The following is a 25,325-nucleotide window of genomic DNA, read 5'->3' as shown; positions in this document are numbered from 1 at the left end:
CAGTGGCTGGCGTTTTCACCTCAACTGGCTTTCTGCTTATGAGCCTGGCGATAAGCCACCAGATCCTCGATAGTCAGCATTACCATGCCGTGCTGCTTTGCGAATGCCATCACTTCCGGCGCACGCGCCATGCTGCCATCATCGTTGGTCAGTTCACACAGCACACCGGCAGGTTTGAAACCGGCCATCGCCACCAGATCGATAGTCGCTTCGGTATGACCACGGCGGCTCAGTACGCCACCCGGTTGCGCTCGCAGCGGGAAGACATGGCCTGGGCGGTTTAGATCGCCCGGTTTGGCGTTATCGGCAATGGCTGCACGGATAGTGATCAGGCGATCCGTCGCGGAAACCCCGGTGGTAACGCCCAGTGCCGCTTCAATGCTCACGGTGAAAGCGGTCTGGAACTGGCTGGAGTTATTGGTCACCATCATCGGCAGATCGAGCTGCTGGCGGCGATCTTCGGTGATGCACAGGCACACGATACCGCTGCCATGGCGAATGGTCAGCGCCATTTGTTCAACCGTCATGGTTTCAGCGGCGAAAATCATATCACCTTCATTTTCACGGTTTTCGTCATCAAGCACCATAACACTGCGCCCGTTGCGCAATGCATCGAGAGCGCGTTCAACGCGTTCTATCGGTGTGCCGAAATCTGAAAGTAGTGTCTGATTCATGGTAAAAAACCTCATTAGAAAATTATGGATTACCAGAATCAGGGCGATCTTGAGGGGTAGCTAGCAATAGCTAAAAGCAACGTAAGCTGTCACAAGCCCAACAGATATCGCTACTCTCCCATCCGGACTATCACCGTCGGCTCCGGAATTACACCGGATATGCTGACCTCTAACCCGCTTGTAACAGACTTGTTGAGTGCTCGCGGGCTTTCACCGTAGCAGGTGATTTACCGCCGGTGGGGACTTTCACCCCGCCCTGAGAATAAGCGGGTTGACTATAGCGCTAATGATTAAACAGGGCAATTAGCAAAAACATCATGCAGCCACAGGTGGCGGGGGAGTTAGAGTTTATTCGGCGGGCCACTCGCATTACACTAGTAGGGTAGCTATTAAACTCTGAAAGGGATACGCCATGATTGACCCGAAAAAAATTGAACAGATCGCACGCCAGGTTCATGGATCCATGCCTAAAGGCGTGTATGAATTCGGGGAAGACGTTGAGAAGAAAATTTGCCAGGTGCTACAGTCACAACTGGCTCGTTTGGATTTGGTCAATCGCGAAACGTTCGACGTGCAGACTCAACTGCTGCTACGTACCCGTGAGCAACTAGCGTTGCTGGAACAGCGCATAACCGGTCTGGAAGACAAGCTGAATGCGGCATCTACCGCCAAGCAAGAAGAATAATTCTCGTTGGGCGCGCAGCATCGCGCCCCTATTGCCGCCTGACCGACTGCGAGCGGTTCCGCAACCCTAGCCAAATAATGGCCGAACATCATACTCGTTAGTTCGGCAAAGTGGGCTACTGCTCATCCTCACCACCGTTTCCAGCGTGCCGCTCTTTGATGGCGGTGACGATATTGGTTGTTGATAAGCCCTGTTCAAAGTTCAGCACTTTGACATCGCCGCCATTGGCCCATACCTCTGTGCTACCGGCGATATCTTCCGGCTTGTAGTCACCGCCTTTCACCAGCAAATCTGGCAAGATATCGCTGATCAAACGTTGCGGAGTGTCTTCCTCAAACGGCACTACCCAGTCTACTGCCTCCAGTGCGCCGAGCACGATCATGCGGTTTTCCAGCGCGTTGACTGGGCGAGTTTCGCCCTTCAGTCGCTTGGTAGAAGCATCGCTGTTCACCGCTACGATTAACAGATCACCCAACTTGCGGGCATTGGCCAAATAGGAAACGTGGCCAGCGTGCAGAATGTCGAAAATACCGTTGGTCATCACTACTTTCTCACCACGCTGACGTGCTTGCGCTATGGCGGTTTTCAACTGGGCTTCAGTCATCATGCTAAAGCCGGTTCCCGAGCGGCCACGCACAGCATTTTCCAGCTCGATCGGCGAAACGCTGGAAGTTCCCAGCTTGCCGACCACCACGCCAGCGGCAGCGTTGGCCAGGAAACAGGACTCTTCCAGCGAGTTGCCGGCGGCTAAAGCGGCGGCCAACACGCCAATCACGGTATCGCCAGCACCGGTGACGTCGAACACCTCCTGAGCTTGGGTGGGAAGATTCAGTGGCGCAACGCCCGGTTGCAGCAAGGTCATGCCGTGCTCTGAACGGGTTACCAGCAGCGCGGATAGCGCAAAGTCAGCCATTAGCTTCATGCCGCGTTCCACCAGATCGGCTTCATCCTTGCAATGGCCTACTATTGCTTCGAATTCGGACAGATTCGGCGTTAGCAGCGTAGCGCCGCGATAGCGTTCAAAATCAGAGCCTTTCGGATCGATCAATACCGGCACCTTGGCGGCACGCGCCAGTTTGATTATGTTTTGCACTTGGCTTATCGCGCCTTTGGCATAGTCTGACAGCACCAGCACACCGATCTGCGGCAATGCCTGCTGGATGCGCGTTAATACTGGCTGCGCGTCGACGTTGGAAAAGCCCTCTTCAAAGTCGAGACGGATCAACTGCTGATTGCGCGATAGTACGCGCAGCTTGGTGATGGTCGGATGGGTAGGCACTGAGACAAAATCGCAGTACACGTTCACGGTGTTTAGCTTGGCGCTGAGCACTCGCGCTGCATCGTCGATGCCGGTCAGCCCCACCAGACGTGAATTGGTACCCAGTGAAGCAATGTTCATCGCCACGTTAGCCGCACCGCCGGGACGCTCTTCAATAGTATCAACCTTGACCACAGGCACCGGGGCTTCCGGTGAGATGCGACTGGTCGGGCCATACCAATAGCGATCCAACATGACGTCACCTACTACCAGTACACTAGCGTGGCGAAAATCAGGTAGTGTAACTTTCATCCGATAACTCCAAAGAAGCACAAAATTTTTATGCCGCCGATATTAGCATAGACGTCTGTAATAGCAGCAAAACGTATTGCGCAAGGTCAGCCTCAGCTCAGCCATTTAAGCCAACTGATGCGTACTTGTTGGCGCTCGGTGGCGAACAGTGCGCTGCTGACCTTGCCAGAGTGTTCCTGCAACGCTAGATGATGGATGGTATCGCGCATGGTGACGTAGGCTGTGGTCAGCGCACACGCTTCCTCCTCTGGCATAATGCCTTCATTGGCTATCAGCCCGAAGATGCGCACGTTATCAGGCCAACGTGTCAGTCGTGGTTCTGTACTTGCATAGCCTAAGACGATATATTGGGCGATAAATTCGATATCGGTGATACCGCCTTCATTAGCTTTGATATCAAACATATCGCGCTGCTGGTTGCTCCGGTGGCGGCGCATTTTTTCGCGCATTTCACGCACCTCACGCCGAAGCAATCCCCGTTCGCGCACTTTACACAGGATTTCGCGGCGTAGGTGGTCAAATTGCTGGTGCAATAGCGGGTCGCCGTGTACGATGCGCGCCCGTACCAGAGCCTGATGCTCCCAAGTCCAGGCTTCGTGCTGCTGATAGTCGGCAAACGCCCCCAGGGTGCTGACCAGCAGGCCAGCTGCGCCGGAAGGCCGCAGGCGGGTGTCCACTTCATACAAAATGCCGGATGAAGTACGGGTGCTGAACAGGTGCATCACACGCTTTGCCAGGCGCAGATAGAATTGGCGGCCATCAATGCTGCGTTCGCCGTCTGTTGTCACCTCCGGCGGGCAATCCACCAGAAACACCAGATCAAGATCGGAGCTGTAGCCCAACTCCCAGCCGCCCAGTTTACCGTAGCCAATCACCGCAAAGCCGTTACCGGCGCGATCCTGCAAATGGCTCGGTTGACCAAAGCGGGCCACCATATTGCCCCAGGCTTGTTGCACCACGGCGTCGATAATTGCTGTTGCCAGATAGGTAAGGTGATCGCTCACTTTCATCACTGGCAGCGCCCCAACGATATCTGCGGCAGCAATGTGCAGCAGTTGCGCTTGTTTGAACTGACGCAACGCCTCCAATCTTTGCTCATCGTCGTCCTCAGCCACTCGCAGCAGATATTGGCGCAGCTCGCTGTGATAAGCATCCGGGGAAACGGGTTGATACAGGGTGGCTGGCTCCAACAATTCGTCCAGCAGCAGCGTATAACGTGATAGCTGGTTGGTGACCATCGGCGAGGCGGCGCACAAGCGGATCAGATGGTTGCACGCCGCAGGGTATTCCACCAGTAGCTCAAGGTAGGTGGTGCTGGTGACGATGCTCAACAGCAGTTATGTCAGGTGCAGTAGTGTTGTTGGCGCGTCCTGACGTGGACACAGCTCCGCAAGTAGACGCGGCATTAGTTGATCGAGCACGTTGCGACCACGCTGGCCAATGGTACGTTTATCGATGTCATGGCGGAAGTGGGTGATAATTTACAGTATTTGCTGGCGCGTTTGTTCGCCCAGGTGCAGCGTCGGCGGGGCCAGCTCATTTTCTTCTAACCTATCCTGCCATAAACGGTGGTATTGCTGATAGTGGAGATCTTCTTCTATATCAGCGCCATCGTCGCCGATGAAGTTACTAAATACCGCCCTGACCGCCTGCATATTCCTATCCAGCACCGTCAGTAACGCTGGCCAATCTTTCAGCCTCATGCCGTGCGCCAGCCGCGCCTGGTCAAGTTCATCTTGCGGCAGCGTCTGCTGATCAGCGATCGCCTGTAGCAGGTTTTCCAGCCGTCGTAGGAACAGACAGCTGGCGCTCAGCGCCTGTACTTGCCTGGCTTCCAACAGCCCTAACTCGCCAAAGGTTTGCAGCGTCGGCAATAGCGAACGACCCTGCAACGCCGGTTCGCGCCCACCCCGAATAAGTTGGAAAACCTGAGTGATTAATTCGATTTCCCAAATGCCGCCCGCGCCCAGCTTGATGTTGTCTTTCAGACCACGGCGGCGCACTTCGCGTGCGAGCATCCCTTTCATATTACGCAGCGATTGGATCACGCTGAAATCAATATAGCGGCGAAACACAAATGGCCGCAGAGTTTCGCGTAATTCCTTGCTGTAGCTATATTCCGAGCCGCCGAGTAGCCGTGCTTTCACCATGGCGTAGCGCTCCCAGTCGCACTCCTGCTCCTGATAATAATCCTCCAGTGCAGCAAAACTCATTACCAGTGGGCCGATGTCTCCCAATGGCCGCATGCGCATATCCAGGCGATAGACTAAACCGTCGATGGTCTGCTGATCCAGCGCCTTGATCAGTCGCTGGCCAAGGCGAGTGAAAAATTGGGCGTTATCCCGTTCGAGTCGGCCACCTCGGGTATGACCGTTTTCCGGGTAGGCAAAAATCAGATCGATGTCTGAAGAGAAGTTCAGTTCGCCACCGCCCAGTTTGCCCATGCCGAGGATCAACAGCGGCTGTGGTTTGCCCTGATCATTGCACGGCGTACCCCATTCATCGCAGCAACTGCAGTACAGCCAGTCGCGCGCGCTGAAAATCAGCGTTTCCGCCAGCCCGCTGAGCTGCTGTAGCGTTTCTTCGGTGGTGCATTGGCGCAGCACCTGCGCCCAGGCTATGCGCACCAGCATTTCGCAGCGGAATAGGCGCAGCACGTGCATCAGCCCTGCCTCATCGTGCACCTTTTCCAGATCCTTCTGTAGCCAGGCCGTATAATGCTGCCACTCATCCGGCGTTCGTGGCTGCTGACGCAGCCTTTCCAGCCACGTTGGCTGGCCGAGTAGCATCTCGCTGAAAAAGTTACTTGACGCCAGCACCCACTGTTCCTGGGGGCTAAACAGATAGCTTGCGCCGTGAACTTCGCAAAAATGCTGCACAACCTGCTTTGCCTGAGCTTGCAACTCTGCTGAGAGTGGCAACATATTGTTAATCCATTTTGTTTTGCAGCCTGTCAGGTCGGCTTCATTATCAAAGTGCGCCGTTTAACCAAAATGGCGCATGCGATAAAGCCTGCTTACGGCTGGCTTTATACCCGCTTTGACGGCGTTCGGCCACAGCGAGTTACAGCTCGTGCCAACTGGCGAGGTAAGGATCGGTTTGCTCGTCGGGGTAAATCCCCGAAAGCAGCGTAAACGCTGACAGGTTGCGCGTTAGACTCGGTAATTGCTCTTGATATTCGTCGTCATTCAATGTGTGGTTAAAGGCTGCTCTCAGCTCGGCAGCGCTACGCCCCAACATGATGTCGCAGAAACGCTTGAAGGAATCGTCCAGCTTAGCCTGTCCCTTAACACCGACGAACGATCGCCAGTCGCGGGTTACTAACCATGATGTAAGCGCCAACTTACATTGTAGGTACTGCGCGCTGTAGCACAATACCTGCGGCTGAACAGTGTTATCCACCAGCAACGGCTCCAGCGTGGTCAGACGAGCGCGCAGATCGGCACTGGCCTTACGCGGCACCAAACCACCGAAAATCACTAGGGCCTGGCGTATCAGCGCTATCGCTTCCAGCACCGAACGGCGAGCCTGAAAGTCGCCGCCTAGCCATAGTTCTTCGTGGTACTGCCAGTGGCTGAGCGCCAGTTCAACGCTGGCGATCATGCCTTGCTCAACGCTGGATTTGGCTGCTGGTTTCAGTACTCTCAGCTGACGGCGCTCATGCGTTACATTACCTTGCGCCAAGTGATAACCGCGCGCCGCCTTGCTCAGGCTACCTTGGCGCAAACCACCGTGTTCCGCCAGCCCGTTGGCCAATGCCAACAGATCTGCGGTTTTGCCCTGTTTGAGTTCCAATTCGATCTCACACAGGGCCTCGCTCAGTTCACCTGCGCTGATTTCACCCTGATCGATACCCACTTCAATCTCGCTTATACCGTAATTCACCACCCACTTCTCACGCATGAAATCAGTGCGGAACAACGGTTGCAGCGCCTGTTGCAGCGCGGTGAGATCGCAGCCCTGCGGCCAGATACCTACCGGGAACTGTTCCAGCGCCAGCACCGGTGTAGCAATGGACATATTATATTCTGGCCGCTGATGCAGGCCGACGAGCACCTTGCCTGCAGTTTTAAGGGTCATTTCGTAACTGTCGTCAAAACCGCGAATACGCAGGCCCATATCCTGGCTGCGTAGGAAATTATCAGCGGTTTCAAAGTAAATATTGGTCAGTTTTTGTGGCGTAGCATGTTGGTTTGGCCAGGCTACCAGTTGTTGCGGCAATGCGGTGACCGCTGCCGGGGTAGCAATAAGTTTTAGTTCTATTTCAACAGTCATAAGTCTTTTACACCAATAAGTTAAGCATTCACGTCTGTTTTCACAGCGACAGCCTAGCCTGCCGCATTTGCCTGATGGCACCCATTGCCATTATCTTACCGTGATCCCCAGCGGCTTAGTCTTGCTAATTACAGAAAAAACTTGTTATGTAATGAAACACTTCGCAACTCACAGAATCAGTAGCAGTAATGACGTGTATCCGATCCAGTTTTTGCGTTGCTTCGCCAGACTTAACGCTCTACTATTGCCCCATATGCCCCATAAATTCACACAGAAACGAAGAACTCATGCAGAAATTACGCCTAATATGCCTAACCGTGCTGAGCTTCAGCATCCCTTTTGGCGCACATGCCGAAGATAAACGCTATATTTCTGATGAATTGAGCACTTATGTCCAAAGCGGTCCGGGCAACCAGTACCGTATTACCGGCACCTTGAATGCCGGTGAAGCAGTCACCTTATTGAGCGTGAATGACAGCACCGACTACGGTCATATCCGCGATCATAAAGGCCGCATCACCTGGATCCCTCTCGAGCATCTGAGCGAGACGCACAGCTTGCGCACCCGCGTGCAGGAGTTGGAACAGCAGGTGAAAACCCTAACTGACAAACTGGCCAACATCGACAACCGTTGGAACCAGCACACCGAAGAAATGCAGCAGAAGGTGGCGGTCAGTGGCAGCACTATCAGTAGATTGCAGTAAGAAAACCAAGATCTGAAAAACCAACTGTTGGTCGCAAAAAAGAAAGTTAACGCCGTCAATCTGCAACTCGACGACAAGCAGCGCACTATTATCCTGAAATGGTTTATGTATGGCGGCGGCGCTGCCGGTGCTGGCCTGCTGTTGGATCTGTTGTTGTCGCACTTGATCCCGCGTCACAAAAAAACAACCGTTGGATGAACTGATTTCAGTCTTGTTCCGTTTGCATTTGCTGCGGACATTTCGTCGCCAATTTATGCTATCTGATAGACAAAGCATCAAGACAAATTCAGGAGTTAACTGTGAAGATTTACCTGGTTGGCGGTGCGGTTCGCGATGGCCTGCTTGATATCCCGGTGTTTGACCGCGATTGGGTCGTGGTGGGTGCCACGTCGGCGGAACTGCTGGCAATCGGCTATCAGCAGGTCGGTAAAGACTTCCCGGTATTTCTCCATCCCGATACCCATGAAGAATACGCGCAGGCGCGTACCGAACGTAAATCTGGCCACGGTTACACTGGTTTTACTTGCTGTGCCGCGCCGGATGTCACGCTGGAGGAAGACCTGCTGCGGCGCGATCTGACCATCAATGCCATTGCCCGTTCTTCGGAGGGCGTGCTGATCGACCCTTATCGAGGTGTGGCCGATTTGCAGGCACATGTGCTGCGGCATGTTTCCGATGTTTTTGCTGAAGATCCCCTGCGTGTGTTGCGCGTGGCGCGTTTCGCCGCTCGCTTCGCCCATCTGGGATTCAGCATTGCAGAGGAAACCCTTGAATTGATGCGCCATATGGCGCACAGCGGCGAACTGGTAGCGCTGACAGCCGAGCGGGTGTGGCAGGAAACCGAAAAGGCGCTACAGAGCCAGCATCCACAGGTCTATTTCCAAGTGCTGCGCGACTGCGATGCGCTGGCGGTGTTATTCCCAGAGATCGACGCGTTGTTCGGCGTTCCAGCGCCTGCTAAGTGGCATCCAGAGATCGACACCGGCGTTCACACCATGATGACGCTAGCCATCGCTGCTCAGCTCAGCCCGGCAGTTGAGGTGCGTTTCTCCGCACTGTGCCACGATCTCGGCAAGGGATTAACGCCTCAGAAGTGCTTGCCGCACCATCACGGCCACGGGCTGGCTGGCGTTCGGCTGGTGGAAGAGCTTTGCCAGCGTTTGCGGATACCTAATCCAGTGCGCGATCTGGCCAAACTTGTGGCAGAATATCACGACCTGATTCATACGGTGAACAAGCTGCGGCCACAAACACTACTCAAGCTGTTTGACGCCATTGACGTGTGGCGTAATCCGCAGCGGCTAGAGAAGATGATTCTAACCAGCGAGGCGGACATCCGTGGCCGCACTGGCTTCGAGAATAATCTGTATCCGCAGGGCGACTATCTACGTCAGGCGTATCAGGTGGCAAATGCAGTATCGATTAAAGAGGTCGTAGCCAGAGGGCTACAGGGCATAGCGATCCGCGATGAGCTTACACGCCGCCGCCAACAGGCGCTGGCTGAGTGGAAGCTCATCCAAAACATCATGCGCGACCAGCAATGAGGAAGCCGCATCACTGGGTAGCATTGCGGCTTACATGAAGACCCTATAAGCCAGGGCGCTACGCTCGCGCTAATAGAGATAGGGCAAACGGCACTAATGAGATGCGTCTGACCCACTGCAAAAGCGGTCACGAAACTGACGGCAAAAATCGGTAAATCATCCATCGTAAGGAAGTGCAGATGCTTAAAGCCTATCCCATAAGGTTATTTTATTTGTCATTTTGGCCCTGGGCAGTGCTCACCCTCCTCACTTACCCCTGTACGCGACGGTTGTTGCGCACTGTCTGCGTCCGAACTGGCTACAACAATGTACACCTACTGGAATAGGCTCTTATACCCATCCAAACTGCGGGTAACGATTATCATCGGTACCGTCAGAATGAATGCCGATCGAGCCGAGCAGAGGATGCCAAAATATTACGCAGGACGGGTGCCACGTTCGATAATCACACCAACCCGGCTGGCATATACCACAGCGCACGGCTTGCTGACCTTGATACGAACCCAGGGCGAATTGAAACGTTGAAGCAAAATCTCCGATATCTCCTCCGCTACTCGCTCCACCAGGGCAAAACGATTTGGCTCGACGTGCTGAATAATAGCTTCGCTGATATCAGCATAGCTCAGGCAGTCGTTGATGTTGTCACTGGCTGCGGCCTTACGGTTATCCCAGCCCATTTCGATATCGAACACCAGCTTCTGGCGGATGCTTTGTTCCCAATTATAAACACCAATGGTAGTAATTACGGTAAGCTCTTCAATAAAAACGATATCCATCACGTCATTCTCTGTTTTTGGCCTTGCCGGATACCACTTCCAGCGGAATATGCGTATTATCCATAGATGTTGCGAGTAAAACGACCATTATTAAACGGAATCGCGTTATGAGTGCTACCGCGCTTGGCATGATTATCTTTGCGTATCTGTGCGGCTCAGTCTTCAGTGCGATCCTGGTGTGCCGGATCGCTAGGTTGCCCGATCCGCGTGAATTTAGCTCAGGGAATCCAGGAGCGACTAACGTCTTGCGCATTGGCTGTCGCCTTGCGGTAGTTGGGGCAGCGTTGGTGCTGGCATTTGATATCCTGAAAGGCATGTTGCCAGTCTGGCTGGCGTACAAGCTGGAGGTTCCTCCGCTGTATCTGGGGCTGACGGCGATCGCCACCTGCCTGGGACATATCTACCCGGTACTCTTACACTTCCGTGGTGGCAAGGGCGTAGCAACAGCCTTTGGTGCTATTGCGCCGATCGGCTGGGATCTGGATGGTCTGATGACCGGTACCTGGCTACTAACGGTATTACTCAGTGGCTACTCTTCGTTGGGTGCCGTATTGAGTGCGCTGATCGCGCCGTTCTACGTCTGGTGGCTCAAACCACAGTTTACCTTTCCAGTGGCAATGCTCTCTTGCCTGATCTTGGTACGCCATCACGATAATATCCAGCGCCTATGGCGTGGCCAGGAAGGGAAAATTTGGGGTAAGCTCAGCAAGAATAAGAGCGATGCGACAGACAGCGAAAAAACCGAAGATAAATAACAGAAGGATCGGATCACCCGACCCTCTGCTTTACACAGCGGGTAGTTCCGCCAACGGCCAGCGTGGCCGTACCGAAACGCTCAGTTCCTGGTCAGCACCGCTTTTCAACCGCACCATGCCGGCATAGGCGATCATCGCACCGTTGTCGGTACAAAATTGTAGGCGGGCATAGAACACCTCTGCACCGCGTTTGTGCATCATCGCCGCCAGTTTGGTTCTCAACGTGCGGTTGGCGCTGACACCGCCAGCCATTACCAAGTTTTTGAAACCGGTTTGCTCCAATGCGCGTTCGCATTTGATTGCCAACGTATCCACCACTGCGTCCTCAAAAGCACGGGCGATGTCGGCGCAAGTCTGATCGTCACCACCGTTGGATCGAATGGTATTGGCAGCGAATGTTTTCAGCCCAGAGAAGCTGAAGTCTAACCCCGGACGATCGGTCATCGGCCGTGGGAAGGTAAAGCGATCTGCCACCCCCTGCTGTGCCATCTTTGACAGCATCGGCCCACCGGGATAATCCAACCCAAGCAGTTTGGCGGTTTTATCGAATGCCTCGCCAGCAGCGTCGTCGATCGATTCGCCCAGCAGTTCGTATTTACCTATGTCAGTGACTCTGATCAATTGGGTATGGCCCCCTGAGACCAACAGCGCGACGAAAGGGAAGGCAGGTGGGTTGTCTTCCAACATCGGTGCCAACAGGTGGCCTTCCATATGGTGTACTGGCACCGCTGGCACATTCCAGGCGAAAGCCAACGCGCGGCCTATGGTGGCTCCAACCAGTAGTGCCCCCACCAGGCCTGGCCCGGCAGTATAGGCAACGCCGTTGATATCGGTTGCGGACATCTTAGCTTCCCTTAGCGCAGCTTGGATTAGCGGCACGGTTTTGCGCACATGGTCGCGTGAGGCCAGTTCCGGCACCACGCCGCCATAGTCGGCATGCAGCTTTACCTGACTGTATAATTGGTTAGCCAATAAACCGGCTTGTTGGTCATACACTGCAATTCCGGTTTCATCGCAGGATGTTTCTATACCCAGTACTCGCATTACATTTTCCACCATTAACATGCAACTGCCAGTCTACCACAAACGTCGCCATTTACCGCCAGCGCCGTGTATCCTGTCGCCAGCACACACTCTTGTTGATGATCCCTGCGATATGAGATACATGCCGGTTTGATTAAAAACGCGCATTTTTTATGATGGGTCTATAATCAGCACCCGATGCAAAATTGCGCGTGTTTTAACACAGTGGCGCATTATTCAATTTTCTATGGTGCTTTACAAAGCAGTATCCGTTGAAGTAGAATATCTCACCATTTTAAAAAGGCTGGCGCTTGGTCAGCAGCAAACCGAATTTTATCGAGGTGAAAGGCACATGCCGGTAATTAAAGTACGTGAAAACGAGCCATTTGATGTTGCTCTGCGTCGTTTCAAACGCTCTTGCGAGAAAGCGGGTGTTTTAGCTGAAGTTCGTAGTCGTGAGTTCTATGAGAAACCGACTACCGAACGTAAGCGCGCCAAAGCTTCTGCTGTGAAACGTCACGCGAAGAAACTGGCTCGCGAAAACGCACGCCGCACTCGTCTGTATTGATTCTTCGGGGATGTCGTTATCCCGCCGCGTGATTTTCTGATTTTCAACATCGCGCAGACCGAGTAGTTGCATACGAAGGCCGTGCATTTCCGAAAGGAATGCGCGGCTTGCTCTCGTTTATAGGCTAGTGAAGTAGGGCTTATGGCTGGACGAATTCCGCGCGTATTTATCAATGACTTGCTGGCTCGCACTGACATCGTCGATCTGATCGACGCACGTGTGAAGCTGAAAAAGCAAGGCAAAAACTATCATGCGTGCTGTCCGTTCCACCATGAAAAGACTCCTTCTTTTACCGTTAATGGCGAAAAGCAGTTTTATTACTGTTTTGGGTGTGGTGCGCACGGTAACGCCGTCGATTTCTTGATGAATTACGACAGGCTTGAGTTTGTCGAAACCATTGAAGAACTGGCGACCATGCACGGGCTGGAAGTGCCCTACGAGGCAGGTACCGGGCTGACCCAAATCGAACGCCATCAGCGGCAAAGCCTGTATCAACTGATGGAACAACTCAGCGCATTCTATCAGCAGTCATTGCATCAGCCCGCTGGCACGTTGGCGCGCAACTACCTGCAACAGCGTGGGTTGAGTGATGACGTTATCCGCCACTTCGCCATGGGCTTTTCCCCAGCAGGATGGGATATCACACTGAAGCGCTTTGGTCGCGATAACGATGCGCGCAGCGCTTTAAACGATGCTGGCATGTTGGTGACTAACGATCAGGGGCGATGGTATGATCGTTTTCGTGAGCGCGTGATGTTCCCTATCCGTGACAAACGCGGGCGGGTGATCGCCTTTGGCGGACGCGTGGTGGGTGGTGGCATTCCGAAATACTTGAACTCTCCGGAAACCGAAATATTTCACAAGGGTCGGCAATTGTACGGCCTGTATGAAGTGCAGCAGAGCCATCCTACCCTGCAACGGGTGCTGGTCGTGGAAGGCTATATGGATGTGGTGGCGTTGGCGCAGTACGATATCGATTATGCGGTCGCCTTACTTGGAACCTCAACGACGGCTGAACATATTCAACTGCTGTTCCGTGCCACCGATAACGTTATCTGTTGCTACGATGGCGACCTAGCTGGCCGTGAAGCTGCCTGGCGTGCGCTGGAAACCGCGCTGCCTTACCTTAACGATGGGCGGCAGTTGCGTTTCATGTTTTTGCCCGATGGCGAAGACCCGGACACGCTAGTGCGCAAAGAGGGCAAGATAGTTTTCGAACAACGGATGGAACTGGCACAGCCACTTTCCACTTTCTTGTTTGAAACTTTGATGCCACAAGTGGATCTGAGCAGCCCGGACGGGCGAACCAAGCTGAGTTCGTTGGCAATTCCGATGATAAGCCAAATACCCAGTGAAACATTGCGTCTGTATTTGCGACAACAACTGGGTCAAAAATTAGGTATGCCTGATGAATTCCAACTGGAGAAGTTGCTAAGTAAGCAGGTTGAAAATGCAAGCCCTTACCAGGCACCCCAACTAAAACGCACAACCATGCGTATACTGATAGGGTTACTGGTGCAAAACCCACGGCTGGCTACACTTATCCCTTCGCTTGAAGGATTGGAGCAGACTAAACAGGCGGGGTTGCCGTTGTTTGTCGAACTGGTACAGACCTGTTTGGCGCAGCCGGGGTTGACCACTGGGCAATTGTTAGAGCTCTATCGCGATAACAAATTAATCCAGCAGCTTGAAACCTTGGCGACATGGAACCATATGATCGTTGATGACAGGGTGGAGCAAACCTTTTTGGATACGTTAGCCAGCCTGTATGAATCAGTATTGGAACAGCGGCTGGAGGCACTGATCGCACAAGCCAGAACCCATGGACTGAGCCAGGAAGAACGCGAAGAAGTAAGTTCGCTTAACCAAATCCTAGCGAAGAAAAACTGAACACCAACTGCTTAAGTGCTGATAAATGCGAGGGCATAGCCCTGCAATATGCCGCCATAGTGGGGCGCGGCAATAACAAAAATACCCAAATGCTATTGTTGGCGGTTTCGCCGACCGACACCAACCCAAATACTCTTAAGTGTGGAACCGTCTTATGGAGCAAAACCCGCAGTCACAGCTAAAGCTGCTTGTCACCCGTGGTAAGGAGCAAGGCTATCTGACCTATGCTGAGGTCAATGACCATCTGCCGGAAGATATCGTCGACTCCGACCAGATCGAAGACATCATCCAGATGATTAACGACATGGGCATCCAGGTGATGGAAGAAGCACCGGATGCCGATGATCTAATGCTGGCCGAGAACACCACCGATACCGATGAAGACGCAGCGGAAGCTGCTGCTCAGGTGTTGTCTAGCGTTGAGTCTGAAATTGGCCGCACTACTGATCCAGTGCGCATGTACATGCGCGAAATGGGTACCGTGGAGTTGCTGACGCGCGAGGGCGAAATCGATATTGCCAAGCGCATTGAAGACGGAATCAATCAGGTGCAGTGTTCCGTTGCTGAATATCCAGAAGCCATTACCTACCTGCTAGAGCAGTACTATCGCGTCGCGGCGGGTGAAGCTCGCCTATCTGATCTGATCACCGGCTTTATCGATCCAGATGCGGAAGAGGATATCGCCCCTACCGCTACACACATTGGTTCTGAACTATCGACCGAAGAGCAGGATGATGAAGACGACGACGCTGAAGATGACAACAGCATCGATCCAGAACTGGCGCGCCAGAAATTTGCTAACTTGTGCGATCAGTACGAAACGACTCGCCTGGTTATCAGAAAGAACAGCCGTAGCCACGCCAGCGCAGCAGTAGAGATCCTGAAACTGTCCGAAGTATTCAAGCAGTTCCGCTTGGTACCAAAACAGTTCGATTTCCTGGTCTACAGCATGCGCACCATGATGGATCGCGTCCGTACGCAGGAACGCACCATCATGAAGTTGTGCGTGGAACAGTGTAAAATGCCGAAGAAAAACTTCGTCACTTTGTTTGCTGGCAACGAGACCTCCGATGCCTGGTTCGAAAAGGCACAGGCAATGACTAAGCCATGGTCGGAGAAGCTGAAGGACGTCGCGGAAGACGTACAGCGTAGCCTGCAGAAACTGCGTCAAATCGAAGAAGAAACTGGCCTGAACATTGAGCAGGTTAAAGATATCAACCGCCGCATGTCAATCGGTGAAGCGAAAGCCCGCCGCGCGAAAAAAGAGATGGTTGAAGCCAACCTGCGTCTGGTTATTTCCATCGCGAAGAAATACACCAACCGTGGCTTGCAATTTCTGGATCTGATCCAGGAAGGCAATATCGGCCTGATGAAAGCAGTAGATAAGTTTGAATACCGTCGTGGTTACAAGTTCTCTACTTACGCCACCTGGTGGATACGTCAGGCTATCACCCGTTCTATCGCCGACCAGGCGCGTACCATCCGTATTCCGGTGCATATGATTGAGACTATCAACAAGCTCAACCGTATCTCGCGTCAGATGCTACAAGAGATGGGCCGTGAACCGATGCCGGAAGAGCTGGCCGAGCGTATGTTGATGCCGGAAGATAAAATCCGTAAAGTGCTGAAGATCGCTAAAGAGCCTATCTCCATGGAAACGCCGATCGGTGATGATGAAGATTCACACCTGGGCGATTTTATTGAGGATACTACCCTCGAACTACCACTGGATTCTGCGACCTCGGAAAGCCTGCGTTCTGCTACGCACGACGTACTGGCTGGTTTAACCGCGCGTGAAGCGAAAGTACTGCGTATGCGGTTCGGCATCGATATGAACACTGACCATACTCTGGAAGAAGTGGGCAAACAGTTTGACGTTACCCGCGAGCGTATTCGGCAGATCGAAGCTAAGGCGCTGCGTAAGCTGCGTCACCCAAGTCGTTCCGAAGTACTACGCAGCTTTCTCGACGACTAAGGCTCATTGTCAGCGAAAATAAAAAACTCCGATTTAGTTTCCAGAAAACGGGATAGGCACAGAGAGAGGTGAACGAATTTGTGCACCAATTAAGTGAGATCTTCTCTCTATGCTTGCCCGCACAGAATGCCTTGCTGGCACATATCTGCAGCCTCGCTTACCCAGGCGTTATCTGCCGATTACTTTCAAGATGAAAACAATTTGTGCCAAACACCCCATGCAGGTTAGGCATCAGGAGCTTGACGGGCAGCGGGCGTCCACTAAAAGGATTTACCTGGTGCGCCGTAAAGCCCCGTCCTTAATGGCGAGGATATAAGGCGCGGTTTTCCGACTAACTGGGTGTTTGCTATTGCTCAATGTATTGCCGTATGATCGATATCGGCGCACCACTGCAACTACTTGCAAAATAACTCGGTGTCTACAGAACACCTTTGTAGTAATAGCGCTGGGCTATGTCGGGGAGGTCACGGCAAAGCAGTCTGCTAGAAACGCCTTTAAGACTGTTGACCAAGTTTGATATTGCCAGCTTTGGCGGGTAGTTAATCAGCAAATGCACGTGATCGCATTCACCATCCATCTCGACCAGCTCAACATCAAAGTCAGCACATACGCTAGAAAAGTAGCAGCGCAGCTTTTCTATGGCATCCTGATCAGATATTTTTCGTCGATACTTGGCAACGAATACCAAGTGAACATGCATCAGGAAAATGCAGTGTCTTCCTCGGCAAATATCGGTTTCTTTTGTCATAGACCAAAGTATAATAGTGATAATGAAACGACTTCAAGCCTTCAAATTTCAGTTAAGACCAATACGAAAATGACCTCATGGCTCATTAATTGGAAATCCGATCCTGAAACACAATGGCTTAAAGAATCTCCATTGCAGACGTTGCAGCAGTCACTGAAAGATTTAGAGCGCGGCTACAATAATTTCTTCCAGAAGCGTGCAGCATTCCCCCGTTTAAAAAAACGCGTGCAGAATGGTGCATTGCGCTACCCACAAGGTGTGAAGCTCAATCAAGCCAATAGTCGTATATCGTTGCCAAAGTTGGGATGGATACGCTACCGCAACAGCCGCGAAATTATAGGTGAAGTGAAAAATGTCACCATCAGCCAGTCATGCAGCAAATGGTACGTCAGCATCCAGACAGCATACGAAGTTACTGAACCCGTTCATAACTCAGCGTCAATGGTCGGAGTGGATGCCGGAGTCACCAAACTCGCTACGCTTTCAGATGGCACGGTATACCCGCCCGTCAACAGCTTCAAAACAAGCCAGCACAAGCTGGCAATACTTCAGCGTCAGTTAAGCAGAAAGGTAAAATTCAGCGCCAACTGGCAGAAACATAAGCGAAAAATCCAGCATCTACACTCGCACATTGCCAATATTCGGCGCGACTACCTTCATAAAATCACCAGTGAAATCTGCAAAAACCACGCAATGATCGTCATTGAAGACTTGAAGGTCAGTAACATGTCAAAGTCGGCAACAGGCACGGCAGAGCAGCACGGGCGAAACGTCAGAGCTAGATCAGGCTTAAACCGCTCGATACTGGTCAGGGATGGTATGAAATGCGTCGTCAACTTGAGTACAAGCAGCTCTGGCGAAGAGCACAGGTACTAGCAGTATCTGCGGCATATACCAGCCAGCGGGGTGCATGCTGCGGTCATACAGCGAAAGAAAACCGCCTGTCGCAAAGTAAATTTGTGTGTCAGATATGTGGATACACCACGAACGCCAATGGAGGGATAGTGCAGTCAGACCCCGCCCGTTAAAGCAGGAACCCACCCAGGCGAGTCAGCTTTCGGTCTGAACGCTGTAGGAATCCCCGTCCTTTAGGCCGGAGAGGATGTCAAAGATGCTCACTAGAAGCGCGTTTGGCCGGATCCAGCGTGACCTGAGTGTATTGGGTGTGCACGTCATGCAGATCCATCAGGCTGGCATGCAGCCATGCGCGCAGCGAGCGACGATTCTCTGGCTGGTTCATTTCCAACCAGGTTTTCCACATGCTTTCTAGCACGCGCGTCGCGTCTTCCGCCGGTGGCAGAAGCTCGCTGAACTCATGGCGCTCTACGCCGAACATGTTTGACACCAATGACACATGGTACGCGGTCATAGCACGGCCGGATTCAGTGATTACCGTCGGATGCAGCAGGCTGTGCTTGTTACAAGCGTTACCGATACCACAAATCAAGCTGTTGGCGAATTCGTTCAGGCTATAGTTCACCGAACAGTCAGACTGCGAACATTTTCTTTCATAATCGACGCACAAACCACAACCCACATCGAAATACTGAATATTGACGCCCAGCTTGTGCAGTTCAACGTAGAAACGCACCGATTCACGCACGCCGATAGTGATATCGCGAATGTTGGTCAATTGCGAACCCAGGTGAAAGTGCAGCAGTTGCAAGCTGTCGAGGTGGCACGCTGCGCGCAGGGTCTCTACCAACGTCAGTACCTGCACGGCAACCAGGCCAAACTTGGATTTTTCGCCACCGCTTGATTGCCATTTGCCGGAACCCTTCGACACCAGACGCGCACGCACACCGAGACGTGGCATCACGCCCAGCCGTTCGGCTTCTTCCAGCACCATGTTGATCTCGGATATTTTCTCGATCACTAGGTACACTTTGTTGTGGCCCAACTTCTGAGCGATCAGCGCCAGACGAATATATTCGCGGTCTTTGTAACAATTGCAAACGATCATTGACCGGGCCATAACCATATGCGCCAGTACCGCCATCAGTTCGGATTTGGAACCGGCTTCCAGCCCCAGCGGTTCTCCGGAGTTAACCAAGGACTCAATAGGCGTTGTTGAATAAATCGAACTTTTGGCCTGGACGAGGATCAGATCACTCTCCTTCTGTCAACATAGCGACATTCCGTGGCCCAGCAAAAGTTCAACATCACCAACTGGAAGGCTTACAACAACGCCCTTATCACTCGGGGTTCACTCACCTTCTCGGTGGATGAAACGGCACTTCACGCTTGGTACTGCGAGGCAAAACCTTCTCTGCGTGGTCGCCGACAACATTATTCCGATATGGCAATCACCAGCGTATTGATGCTGAAACGGATTTTCGGCCTGACACTTCACGCCATCCAGGGCTTCGTCGACTCCATTGTCACACTGATCAAAGTGCCGTTGAACTGCCCGGACGACACCTGCATCAGTAAGCGGGAGAAGTCCGGCCATGTCCCGTTTAAAACCCCAACGCCAGGTGAAATTGCGCACCTCGTTATCGACTCTAGCGGGCTCAATGTGTTGGGTGAAGGGGAGTGGATAGCAAAAAAACACGGTCAGGAAAAACGGCTTATCTGGCGAAAATTACATTTGGCCGTAGATATAGAAACACATGAGGTCATCTGTGCTGACCTTTCCTTGAGCAATGTCACCGATACCGAAGCTTTCCCAGGTCTTATCCGCCAGAGGTACCGTAACATCAAAGTCGCCTCGGCGGATCGGGCTTAGGATACGCGAGTGTGTGATGATGAGTTAAGGGGCAATAAGCTCAAGGTGTTAATACCGCCGAGAAGCGAGCCCGTTATTGGTCGGCAGTATGCAGAACGAAATCAAGCGGTGGCGAACCAGCGCGTTACCGGAGACAACACACGGTGAAAAAGTATCACAGGCTACCACCGACGTTCGATAGCGGCAACAGCGAGGTACAGAGTAAAACAGCTATTTGGTGGTCACCTGTCGCTGCGAGATTATGATGGGCAAGTTGCAGAGGCGCTGGCCATGATCTGTGCATTAAACAAGATGACGCTCGCCGGTATGCCAGAAAGTGTACGCCTTGCCTGAAAGCTGCCCATTCACGGGACTCCTTATTCAAAATCCGATTTATTCAACAACTTCTGTAACCCACGCAAGTCGCGCACGCCGTTCAGCGATGGCAGCAGATATTGTTCCAGCCCATCCAGCAAAGCTCCGTTGGCCACCGGTAGGCAGCTTTGCGCGCACTGCAATCGTCGCCCTAGCTGTTGGCGGCGGTATCCCAGTGAAGCACCGCCAGCCCCTGTGCACGGACCCAATCGATCAGCGCTTGCTGTAGCGCCTCATCCGCCGGTTTAGCCAGCAGCTGGGCGCATAGCGTCAGGCTGCCAATCTGCTGGCGTTTCCAGGCACGCAGCCTACCCTTTTCTTCGTCCCATGCCACAGTCGTTTGCTGTGACACTATAGCCGGCAGTTGTGCCACCAATGCTTCCACCTTCACCGGCAGCGCGAACATAAGGCGCGCATCCGGGCTGTTATCACTGTGCAGCAAACGGGGAATTATCAGCCAGGACGCACGCGACAATGCTTCATCCAGATCCATCGCTGCCCCAATGCCGTTGGCTAACAGGTAGCGATCATCCTTGCCACGCCGCTGATCGATGCGATCGGCAAATCCATGTGCCAGCAGGCGTGCAGCCAAACTCATGTCGAGCTGTCCCGGCCGCTGCGAAAAGCGCCGGGAAAACTGACCGGCGCGGCGCTGCCAGTGCGGCTTTGGGTGGCTCAGCCAATAGCCAATGTCCTTTTGCCCGCTACGCGGTTGCTCTTCCAGCAGGGCAGCCAATGCTGCCGCTGTAGCCAGACCATCGGCACCCAACATCGCCCAGGCAGTCAGCATCGCCGCCAAACGAGGTTCACATCCCAGTGCGGCCATCTGCCGCCCCTGAGCGGTTAATTTATCACTGTCGTTGGTGGCACCCACCAACTGGCGTAGCAATACTTTAGCCGATGCCAACGCCGCTGCTGGCGGCCAATCGAGCCAGGTCCATTGAGCCGCATCATGGCAGCCCCATTGCAGCAGCTCATGCCAGAAACTGGCGAGATCGTTGTGCAAGATCTCCGGTGATGCCTGTTCGGCAGCGCGTTCCGCCTGCTCTTTGGCAAACAGGTGCCAGCAAATACCCGGTTCCAGACCGCTATCCACCCCACCAGCCGGATGCCTTCGATCGTCAGGCTGGTCTCGGCGATGTTAGTTGCCAGCACCACCTTGCGCCGACCGGCCGCTGCCGGTTGGATCGCTCGCTGTTGCTGCGCCAACGGCAACGCGCCATACATCGGTATAACCGGGTACCTCTCCGTTGAGGCGTTCCAATACTCGGTGGATTTCCGCCACCCCCGGCAGAAACAACAGCAGTGAGCCAGGTTGTTCAGCCAACAAGCGCTTTACTGCCGCCGCCGCACCGTCTTCCAACCGTTTATAGCTAACCAGCAGTGGGTACTGGCGATCAACCGGAAAACTGCGCCCTGCGGAGACCACGGCCGATGCTGTTGGCAGCAGTTACACCAGCCGGGCGTTATCCAAGGTCGCCGACATGATCAACATTTTCAGATCATCGCGCAGCCCCTGCTGTACATCGAGCATCAGCACCAACGCCAGATCAGCCTGTAGGCTGCGTTCATGGAACTCGTCGAGGATCACCAGTGAGACGCCCGGCAGTTCAGCATCCTGTTGTAGCAGGCGGGTGAGAATGCCTTCAGTCACCACCTTTAGCCGGGTCTGAGGCCCACTTTTACTTTCTGCGCGCATACGGTAACCCGCCGTTTGGCCAGGTTTTTCACCAAAATGTTGTGCCAACCGGTAGGCAACGTTTTTCGCCGCTAGCCGCCGTGGCTCCAGCATGATTATACGGCCTGGCAATCCGGCGTTGGCCAGGATTTGCAGCGGCAGCCAAGTGGATTTGCCAGCACTGGTCGGGGCATGCAGTAACACCTGCGTAGCAGAGTGTAGCGCAGTGAGCAATTCATCCAGTACCGCGCTGACTGGCAGTGAAGATACAGAATTCTCCGTGGTGGTTAACATTAAACGGCGTACATTGTAGCATTACACCCAGTATTTCATTATTTAATTGAGTAGCTATGTCCAACGTGTTTTTCGCTTTGCTCTTGTCTGAAGCACTGCCGCAGCAGGTGATGAGCTTGCGTGCCGCAACCTTTTCCTTATATCAGTGGTTTTTTGTCAACGGTTCTCCCCCGTTCGAACAATGGGCTTTGGCTCATCAGGCAGCCGGATGATTTTTACCCCGCCGCTACGTTGCGCCACGCTGATTAAGCGTTACAAACGCTTTCTGGCTGATGTCATTACCCCAGAAGGGAAAACGTTGACACTGCACTGTGCCAATACCGGTGCCATGACCGGTTGCGCCACGCCGGGTGATATTGTCTGGTATTTCACTTCGGACAACCCCAAGCGCAAATACGCCCACAGTTGGGAGCTAACGCATACCCAACAGGGTGATTGGATTTGCATCAATACGCTGCGTGCTAACACTCTGGTGCGTGAAGCCATTGAACAGAATTTAATCAATGAATTATTTGATTACAGTAAAATATGCGGCGAGGTGAAATACGGCAGTGAGAATAGCCGTATCGATTTGTTATTACAGGCAGAAAACCGGGTTGACTGCTATATTGAAGTGAAGTCAGTGACATTGCTGCAACAACAATGTGGGTATTTTCCTGATGCGGTAACGCTAAGAGGGCAAAAACACCTGCGTGAGTTATTCAGCGTGATTGAACGTGGTCAAAGGGCAGTGTTGTTCTTTGCCGTGTTGCACAGTGGTATTGAACAAGTCATACCTGCACATCACATAGATGCACGTTATGCGGCATTGTTGGCACAAGTGCATAAATTGGGAGTCGAAGTCATTTGTTATGGCGCTAAATTATCACCTGACGGTATATCTCTGTACAATAAGTTACCGTTTTTTATCGATAGCAGCAGTTAAACATGAAGTTGACAACCGATTAGCATATCGTCAAGTACGTCTCCTTTCACAGCATTGTCAAGAGGGTGATAGGAATAATTGCCAACCTACCTTCCTTCTGTTATTTATAGCGGCCTGTTTTTCCCCGTATTGGGGATTCAATAGCGCGAGCGCGTATTTATTGTATGTAGGAGAAGCAACATGCAAGAAGGGCAAAACCGTAAAACCTCTTCCTTGAGCATTCTCGCCATCGCTGGGGTTGAGCCATACCAAGAGAAACCAGGCGAAGAGTACATGAACGACGCCCAGTTGTCGCATTTCAGGCGTATTCTTGAAGCATGGCGTAATCAGCTTAGAGAAGAAGTGGGGCGTACTGTATCGTATATGCAAGACGAAGCTGCCAACTTCCCTGACCCGGTGGACCGGGCCGCGCAGGAAGAAGAGTTCAGTCTCGAACTGCGTAACCGTGACCGTGAACGCAAACTGATCAAAAAGATCGAGAAAACGCTGAAGAAAGTGGAAGACGAAGATTTCGGCTACTGTGAATCCTGCCGCGTGGAAATTGGCATTCGCCGCCTTGAAGCGCGTCCGACCGCTGATTTATGCATTGACTGCAAGACCTTGGCAGAAATCCGCGAGAAACAGATGGCTGGCTAATAAAGTTATATACCCTAAATAATCCGAGTTGCAGTAAAGCGCCAACGAAGCGACAATTCGGTCAGGAAGAGGAAGCAATTTGAACCGCGCCTGCTCTGGGCCGCAGAATAAACCTCATCCATAAGGTTTATTCTGCGGCCCAGGTGCCTACCCCAGAATCAGCCTATCCCAGTAGGCGTACATTATTATTGCAGCCAGTTTGCAAAGGGACAGCGCGCAACAACCGCAGCGTACACGCAGTACTTAAGGAGGGTGAGTACTGCCCAGGGCCAAAATGGCAAGTAAAATAGCCTAACGGGGCAGGTTCTTAGTGACTGGAGTAAGCGAGGAAAGCTAACGCACAGTCAACTTGAAGTATGACGGGTATACGCTAAATGATTGGTGGCATAAAGGCAGCAAAGGCGTACATCCCTATGAGCTTTTTTAGTCAGTGATTTTCACAGCCTACACCGACACAGCTTGAAATATGACGAGTAGATTACCGTTTCGTGCGCCGCACAGAAAAAGGGTGAGCCTTTCATCTCTGATATGCAAGAAAGTCATTATGTGGGGCGCGTTGCCCCCTCGCCCTGTGGGGATCTGCATTTTGGTTCGCTGATTGCCGCTCTCGTAAGCTACCTCCAAGCCCGCGCCCGATGTGGGCAGTGGTTGGTGCGCATTGAAGATGTCTATCCCCGACGCGAAGTCACCGGTGCTGCCAGCCGTATCTTATCTGCATTAGAACATTATGGTCTTTTCTGGGATGGTCACGTCATTTACCAATCCCAACCTCATGATACCTACCATGCCTCATTGGATCTGTTGCAACAACAGGGGCTATGTTATTACTGCACCTGTCCGCGTAGCCGCATTCAGCACATCGGTGGCCATGGCCGTGATTTGCATTTCGGTCCTCCGGGTGCCGCCATCCGTTTGCGTCAATTCGCCCCGGTCTATGCGTTTCATGATGGTTTGGAGGGCGAACAGCGCACCGATCCGGCGCTAACCAGCGAGGACTTTATCATTCGCCGCCGCGATGGGCTGTTTGCCTATAATTTGGTGGTGGTGATCGACGATCATTTCCAGGGCGTTACCGAAATCGTGCGCGGTGCCGATTTGATCGCGCCGACGGTACATCAGATTGCGCTGTATAATCAATTGAAGCTCCCAGTGCCCTCTTACCTGCATCTGCCTCTGGCGCTGGGTGTCAATGGCATCAAGCTATCGAAGCAGAATCATGCGCCTGTGTTGCCCGGTGGCGATCCGCGCCCGGTGCTGGTTGCCGCGCTAAAATTTCTATGCCAACCGTTGCCGGAAAGCTGGCAAGATCTTGACCTGTCGTTATTATTGAGCTGGGCAGTCGCGCACTGGAAGCGGGAAAACGTGCCGTCCCAGGACGCTATCGCTCTGGTTAAAAACACATCGACATTCTCAAAGGAGACAGGGTGAGCTATGATTAGCCGCAATTTTTTGTCAGTTCCATTTTTATCCGTGACTAACGAGGTGTACCATTTTTACCCGAGTAGCCAATTTTTTTTGCCGTA

At 52.8% G+C, this 25,325-nt stretch carries 15 protein-coding genes, 8 pseudogenes and 1 riboswitch; of the genes and pseudogenes, 12 read left to right on the top strand and 11 right to left on the bottom strand.

Features of this window, described 5'->3' with window-relative positions; all coding sequences use genetic code 11:
- Window positions 1–20: 20 nt before the first annotated feature.
- Window positions 21–674 carry a 3,4-dihydroxy-2-butanone-4-phosphate synthase gene (gene ribB, locus AACL06_RS02375; RefSeq protein WP_339037683.1) on the bottom strand — a complete coding sequence of 218 codons (654 nt, stop codon included), beginning with the start codon at window positions 672–674 and terminating at the stop codon, window positions 21–23.
- A 106-nt stretch (window positions 675–780) separates the two neighbouring features.
- Window positions 781–942: riboswitch (FMN riboswitch) on the bottom strand.
- A gap of 144 nt (window positions 943–1,086) precedes the next feature.
- On the opposite strand from ribB, the gene ubiK reads away from it, so the two are divergent.
- Window positions 1,087–1,359, top strand: coding sequence for a ubiquinone biosynthesis accessory factor UbiK (ubiK, locus tag AACL06_RS02370; protein WP_339037681.1), 273 nt, complete (start codon window positions 1,087–1,089; stop codon window positions 1,357–1,359).
- 115 nt (window positions 1,360–1,474) lie between these two features.
- Here ubiK and hldE read toward each other — a convergent pair whose 3' ends face one another.
- The 3 genes and pseudogenes from hldE to AACL06_RS02355 form a co-directional block, all read right to left on the bottom strand.
- The gene (gene hldE, locus AACL06_RS02365) at window positions 1,475–2,929 is read right to left on the bottom strand and encodes a bifunctional D-glycero-beta-D-manno-heptose-7-phosphate kinase/D-glycero-beta-D-manno-heptose 1-phosphate adenylyltransferase HldE (RefSeq protein WP_339037679.1); all 1,455 of its coding nucleotides are present in this window, start codon (window positions 2,927–2,929) and stop codon (window positions 1,475–1,477) included.
- A gap of 92 nt (window positions 2,930–3,021) precedes the next feature.
- A pseudogene (glnE, locus tag AACL06_RS02360) lies at window positions 3,022–5,853 on the bottom strand (bifunctional [glutamate--ammonia ligase]-adenylyl-L-tyrosine phosphorylase/[glutamate--ammonia-ligase] adenylyltransferase).
- Window positions 5,854–5,899: 46 nt separating this feature from the next.
- A pseudogene (locus tag AACL06_RS02355) lies at window positions 5,900–7,204 on the bottom strand (CYTH domain-containing protein).
- Window positions 7,205–7,491: 287 nt separating this feature from the next.
- Between AACL06_RS02355 and AACL06_RS02350 the strand changes: the two are divergent.
- Both AACL06_RS02350 and AACL06_RS02345 read left to right on the top strand, forming a co-directional pair.
- A pseudogene (locus AACL06_RS02350) lies at window positions 7,492–8,111 on the top strand (TIGR04211 family SH3 domain-containing protein).
- A 96-nt stretch (window positions 8,112–8,207) separates the two neighbouring features.
- Window positions 8,208–9,452, top strand: coding sequence for a multifunctional CCA addition/repair protein (locus tag AACL06_RS02345; RefSeq protein WP_339037677.1), 1,245 nt, complete (start codon window positions 8,208–8,210; stop codon window positions 9,450–9,452).
- Between the two features lie 416 nt (window positions 9,453–9,868).
- Here AACL06_RS02345 and folB read toward each other — a convergent pair whose 3' ends face one another.
- Window positions 9,869–10,228 carry a bifunctional dihydroneopterin aldolase/7,8-dihydroneopterin epimerase gene (gene folB / locus AACL06_RS02340; RefSeq protein ID WP_339037675.1) on the bottom strand — a complete coding sequence of 120 codons (360 nt, stop codon included), beginning with the start codon at window positions 10,226–10,228 and terminating at the stop codon, window positions 9,869–9,871.
- Window positions 10,229–10,335: 107 nt separating this feature from the next.
- Between folB and plsY the strand changes: the two genes are divergently transcribed.
- Window positions 10,336–10,983 carry a glycerol-3-phosphate 1-O-acyltransferase PlsY gene (plsY, locus tag AACL06_RS02335; RefSeq protein WP_339037673.1) on the top strand — a complete coding sequence of 216 codons (648 nt, stop codon included), beginning with the start codon at window positions 10,336–10,338 and terminating at the stop codon, window positions 10,981–10,983.
- 30 nt (window positions 10,984–11,013) lie between these two features.
- On the opposite strand, the gene tsaD is transcribed toward plsY, so the two are convergent.
- Entirely contained in the window at window positions 11,014–12,027 is a 1,014-nt protein-coding gene (gene tsaD, locus AACL06_RS02330; RefSeq protein ID WP_339037671.1) for a tRNA (adenosine(37)-N6)-threonylcarbamoyltransferase complex transferase subunit TsaD, read from the bottom strand.
- 331 nt (window positions 12,028–12,358) lie between these two features.
- Between tsaD and rpsU the strand changes: the two genes are divergently transcribed.
- The 3 genes from rpsU to rpoD all read left to right on the top strand — a co-directional run bounded on the left by rpsU (window position 12,359) and on the right by rpoD (window position 16,439).
- On the top strand, window positions 12,359–12,574 hold the full coding sequence (gene rpsU, locus AACL06_RS02325) for a 30S ribosomal protein S21 (RefSeq protein ID WP_008103436.1): 216 nt from the start codon (window positions 12,359–12,361) through the stop codon (window positions 12,572–12,574).
- Window positions 12,575–12,715: 141 nt separating this feature from the next.
- Window positions 12,716–14,464 carry a DNA primase gene (gene dnaG / locus AACL06_RS02320; RefSeq protein ID WP_339037669.1) on the top strand — a complete coding sequence of 583 codons (1,749 nt, stop codon included), beginning with the start codon at window positions 12,716–12,718 and terminating at the stop codon, window positions 14,462–14,464.
- Window positions 14,465–14,618: 154 nt separating this feature from the next.
- A complete protein-coding gene (gene rpoD, locus AACL06_RS02315; protein WP_339037667.1) occupies window positions 14,619–16,439 on the top strand; it encodes an RNA polymerase sigma factor RpoD in 1,821 nt (606 codons plus the stop codon).
- Between the two features lie 346 nt (window positions 16,440–16,785).
- Here rpoD and tnpA read toward each other — a convergent pair.
- Window positions 16,786–17,187 (bottom strand): annotated as a pseudogene (gene tnpA, locus AACL06_RS02310) (IS200/IS605 family transposase).
- Between tnpA and AACL06_RS02305 the strand changes: the two are divergent.
- Window positions 17,182–18,253, top strand: a pseudogene (locus tag AACL06_RS02305) (RNA-guided endonuclease InsQ/TnpB family protein); the annotation flags it as partial. The pseudogenes tnpA and AACL06_RS02305 sit on opposite strands and share 6 nt — an antisense overlap.
- A gap of 42 nt (window positions 18,254–18,295) precedes the next feature.
- Here the strand turns inward: AACL06_RS02305 and speA are convergent.
- Window positions 18,296–19,303 (bottom strand): annotated as a pseudogene (gene speA, locus AACL06_RS02295) (biosynthetic arginine decarboxylase); the annotation flags it as partial.
- Between the two features lie 24 nt (window positions 19,304–19,327).
- Here speA and AACL06_RS02285 point away from each other — a divergent pair.
- A pseudogene (locus AACL06_RS02285) lies at window positions 19,328–20,248 on the top strand (IS5 family transposase).
- Between the two features lie 172 nt (window positions 20,249–20,420).
- Here the strand turns inward: AACL06_RS02285 and AACL06_RS10505 are convergent.
- The 3 genes and pseudogenes from AACL06_RS10505 to AACL06_RS10495 all read right to left on the bottom strand — a co-directional run bounded on the left by AACL06_RS10505 (window position 20,421) and on the right by AACL06_RS10495 (window position 22,241).
- Window positions 20,421–21,365, bottom strand: a complete 945-nt coding sequence (locus AACL06_RS10505) for a hypothetical protein (RefSeq protein ID WP_425336925.1) — start codon at window positions 21,363–21,365, stop codon at window positions 20,421–20,423.
- Between the two features lie 62 nt (window positions 21,366–21,427).
- Window positions 21,428–21,583 (bottom strand): annotated as a pseudogene (locus tag AACL06_RS10500) (hypothetical protein); the annotation flags it as partial.
- Window positions 21,584–21,719: 136 nt separating this feature from the next.
- A complete protein-coding gene (locus AACL06_RS10495) occupies window positions 21,720–22,241 on the bottom strand; it encodes a DEAD/DEAH box helicase (protein WP_425336924.1) in 522 nt (173 codons plus the stop codon).
- 208 nt (window positions 22,242–22,449) lie between these two features.
- Between AACL06_RS10495 and sfsA the strand changes: the two genes are divergently transcribed.
- From sfsA to gluQRS, 3 genes are all read left to right on the top strand, one after another.
- On the top strand, window positions 22,450–23,166 hold the full coding sequence (sfsA, locus tag AACL06_RS02275; RefSeq protein WP_339038476.1) for a DNA/RNA nuclease SfsA: 717 nt from the start codon (window positions 22,450–22,452) through the stop codon (window positions 23,164–23,166).
- A gap of 180 nt (window positions 23,167–23,346) precedes the next feature.
- A complete protein-coding gene (gene dksA, locus AACL06_RS02270; protein ID WP_339037665.1) occupies window positions 23,347–23,802 on the top strand; it encodes an RNA polymerase-binding protein DksA in 456 nt (151 codons plus the stop codon).
- Window positions 23,803–24,330: 528 nt separating this feature from the next.
- Window positions 24,331–25,230: a tRNA glutamyl-Q(34) synthetase GluQRS gene (gene gluQRS, locus AACL06_RS02265; protein WP_339037663.1), complete on the top strand. Its 900-nt coding sequence runs from the start codon at window positions 24,331–24,333 to the stop codon at window positions 25,228–25,230.
- Window positions 25,231–25,325 lie beyond the last annotated feature (95 nt).

Source organism: Serratia symbiotica (Periphyllus acericola) (genome assembly GCF_964019515.1).
Lineage (GTDB): Bacteria > Pseudomonadota > Gammaproteobacteria > Enterobacterales > Enterobacteriaceae > Serratia > Serratia symbiotica_D.
Note: the sequence above shows the minus strand (reverse complement) of the source record. Positions and strands in the feature narration are given on the sequence as shown.

Bases quoted from the DNA above. Each gene is read 5' to 3' on its own strand.
- rpsU (WP_008103436.1), top strand. From the start codon at position 12,359: ATGCCGGTAATTAAAGTACGTGAAAACGAGCCATTTGATGTTGCTCTG.
- gluQRS (WP_339037663.1), top strand. From the start codon at position 24,331: ATGCAAGAAAGTCATTATGTGGGGCGCGTTGCCCCCTCGCCCTGTGGG.
- rpoD (WP_339037667.1), top strand. From the start codon at position 14,619: ATGGAGCAAAACCCGCAGTCACAGCTAAAGCTGCTTGTCACCCGTGGT.
- folB (WP_339037675.1), bottom strand. From the start codon at position 10,228: ATGGATATCGTTTTTATTGAAGAGCTTACCGTAATTACTACCATTGGT.
- ubiK (WP_339037681.1), top strand. From the start codon at position 1,087: ATGATTGACCCGAAAAAAATTGAACAGATCGCACGCCAGGTTCATGGA.
- ribB (WP_339037683.1), bottom strand. From the start codon at position 674: ATGAATCAGACACTACTTTCAGATTTCGGCACACCGATAGAACGCGTT.
- dnaG (WP_339037669.1), top strand. From the start codon at position 12,716: ATGGCTGGACGAATTCCGCGCGTATTTATCAATGACTTGCTGGCTCGC.
- tsaD (WP_339037671.1), bottom strand. From the start codon at position 12,027: ATGCGAGTACTGGGTATAGAAACATCCTGCGATGAAACCGGAATTGCA.
- plsY (WP_339037673.1), top strand. From the start codon at position 10,336: ATGAGTGCTACCGCGCTTGGCATGATTATCTTTGCGTATCTGTGCGGC.
- hldE (WP_339037679.1), bottom strand. From the start codon at position 2,929: ATGAAAGTTACACTACCTGATTTTCGCCACGCTAGTGTACTGGTAGTA.
- AACL06_RS10495 (WP_425336924.1), bottom strand. From the start codon at position 22,241: ATGTTAACCACCACGGAGAATTCTGTATCTTCACTGCCAGTCAGCGCG.
- sfsA (WP_339038476.1), top strand. From the start codon at position 22,450: ATGATTTTTACCCCGCCGCTACGTTGCGCCACGCTGATTAAGCGTTAC.
- dksA (WP_339037665.1), top strand. From the start codon at position 23,347: ATGCAAGAAGGGCAAAACCGTAAAACCTCTTCCTTGAGCATTCTCGCC.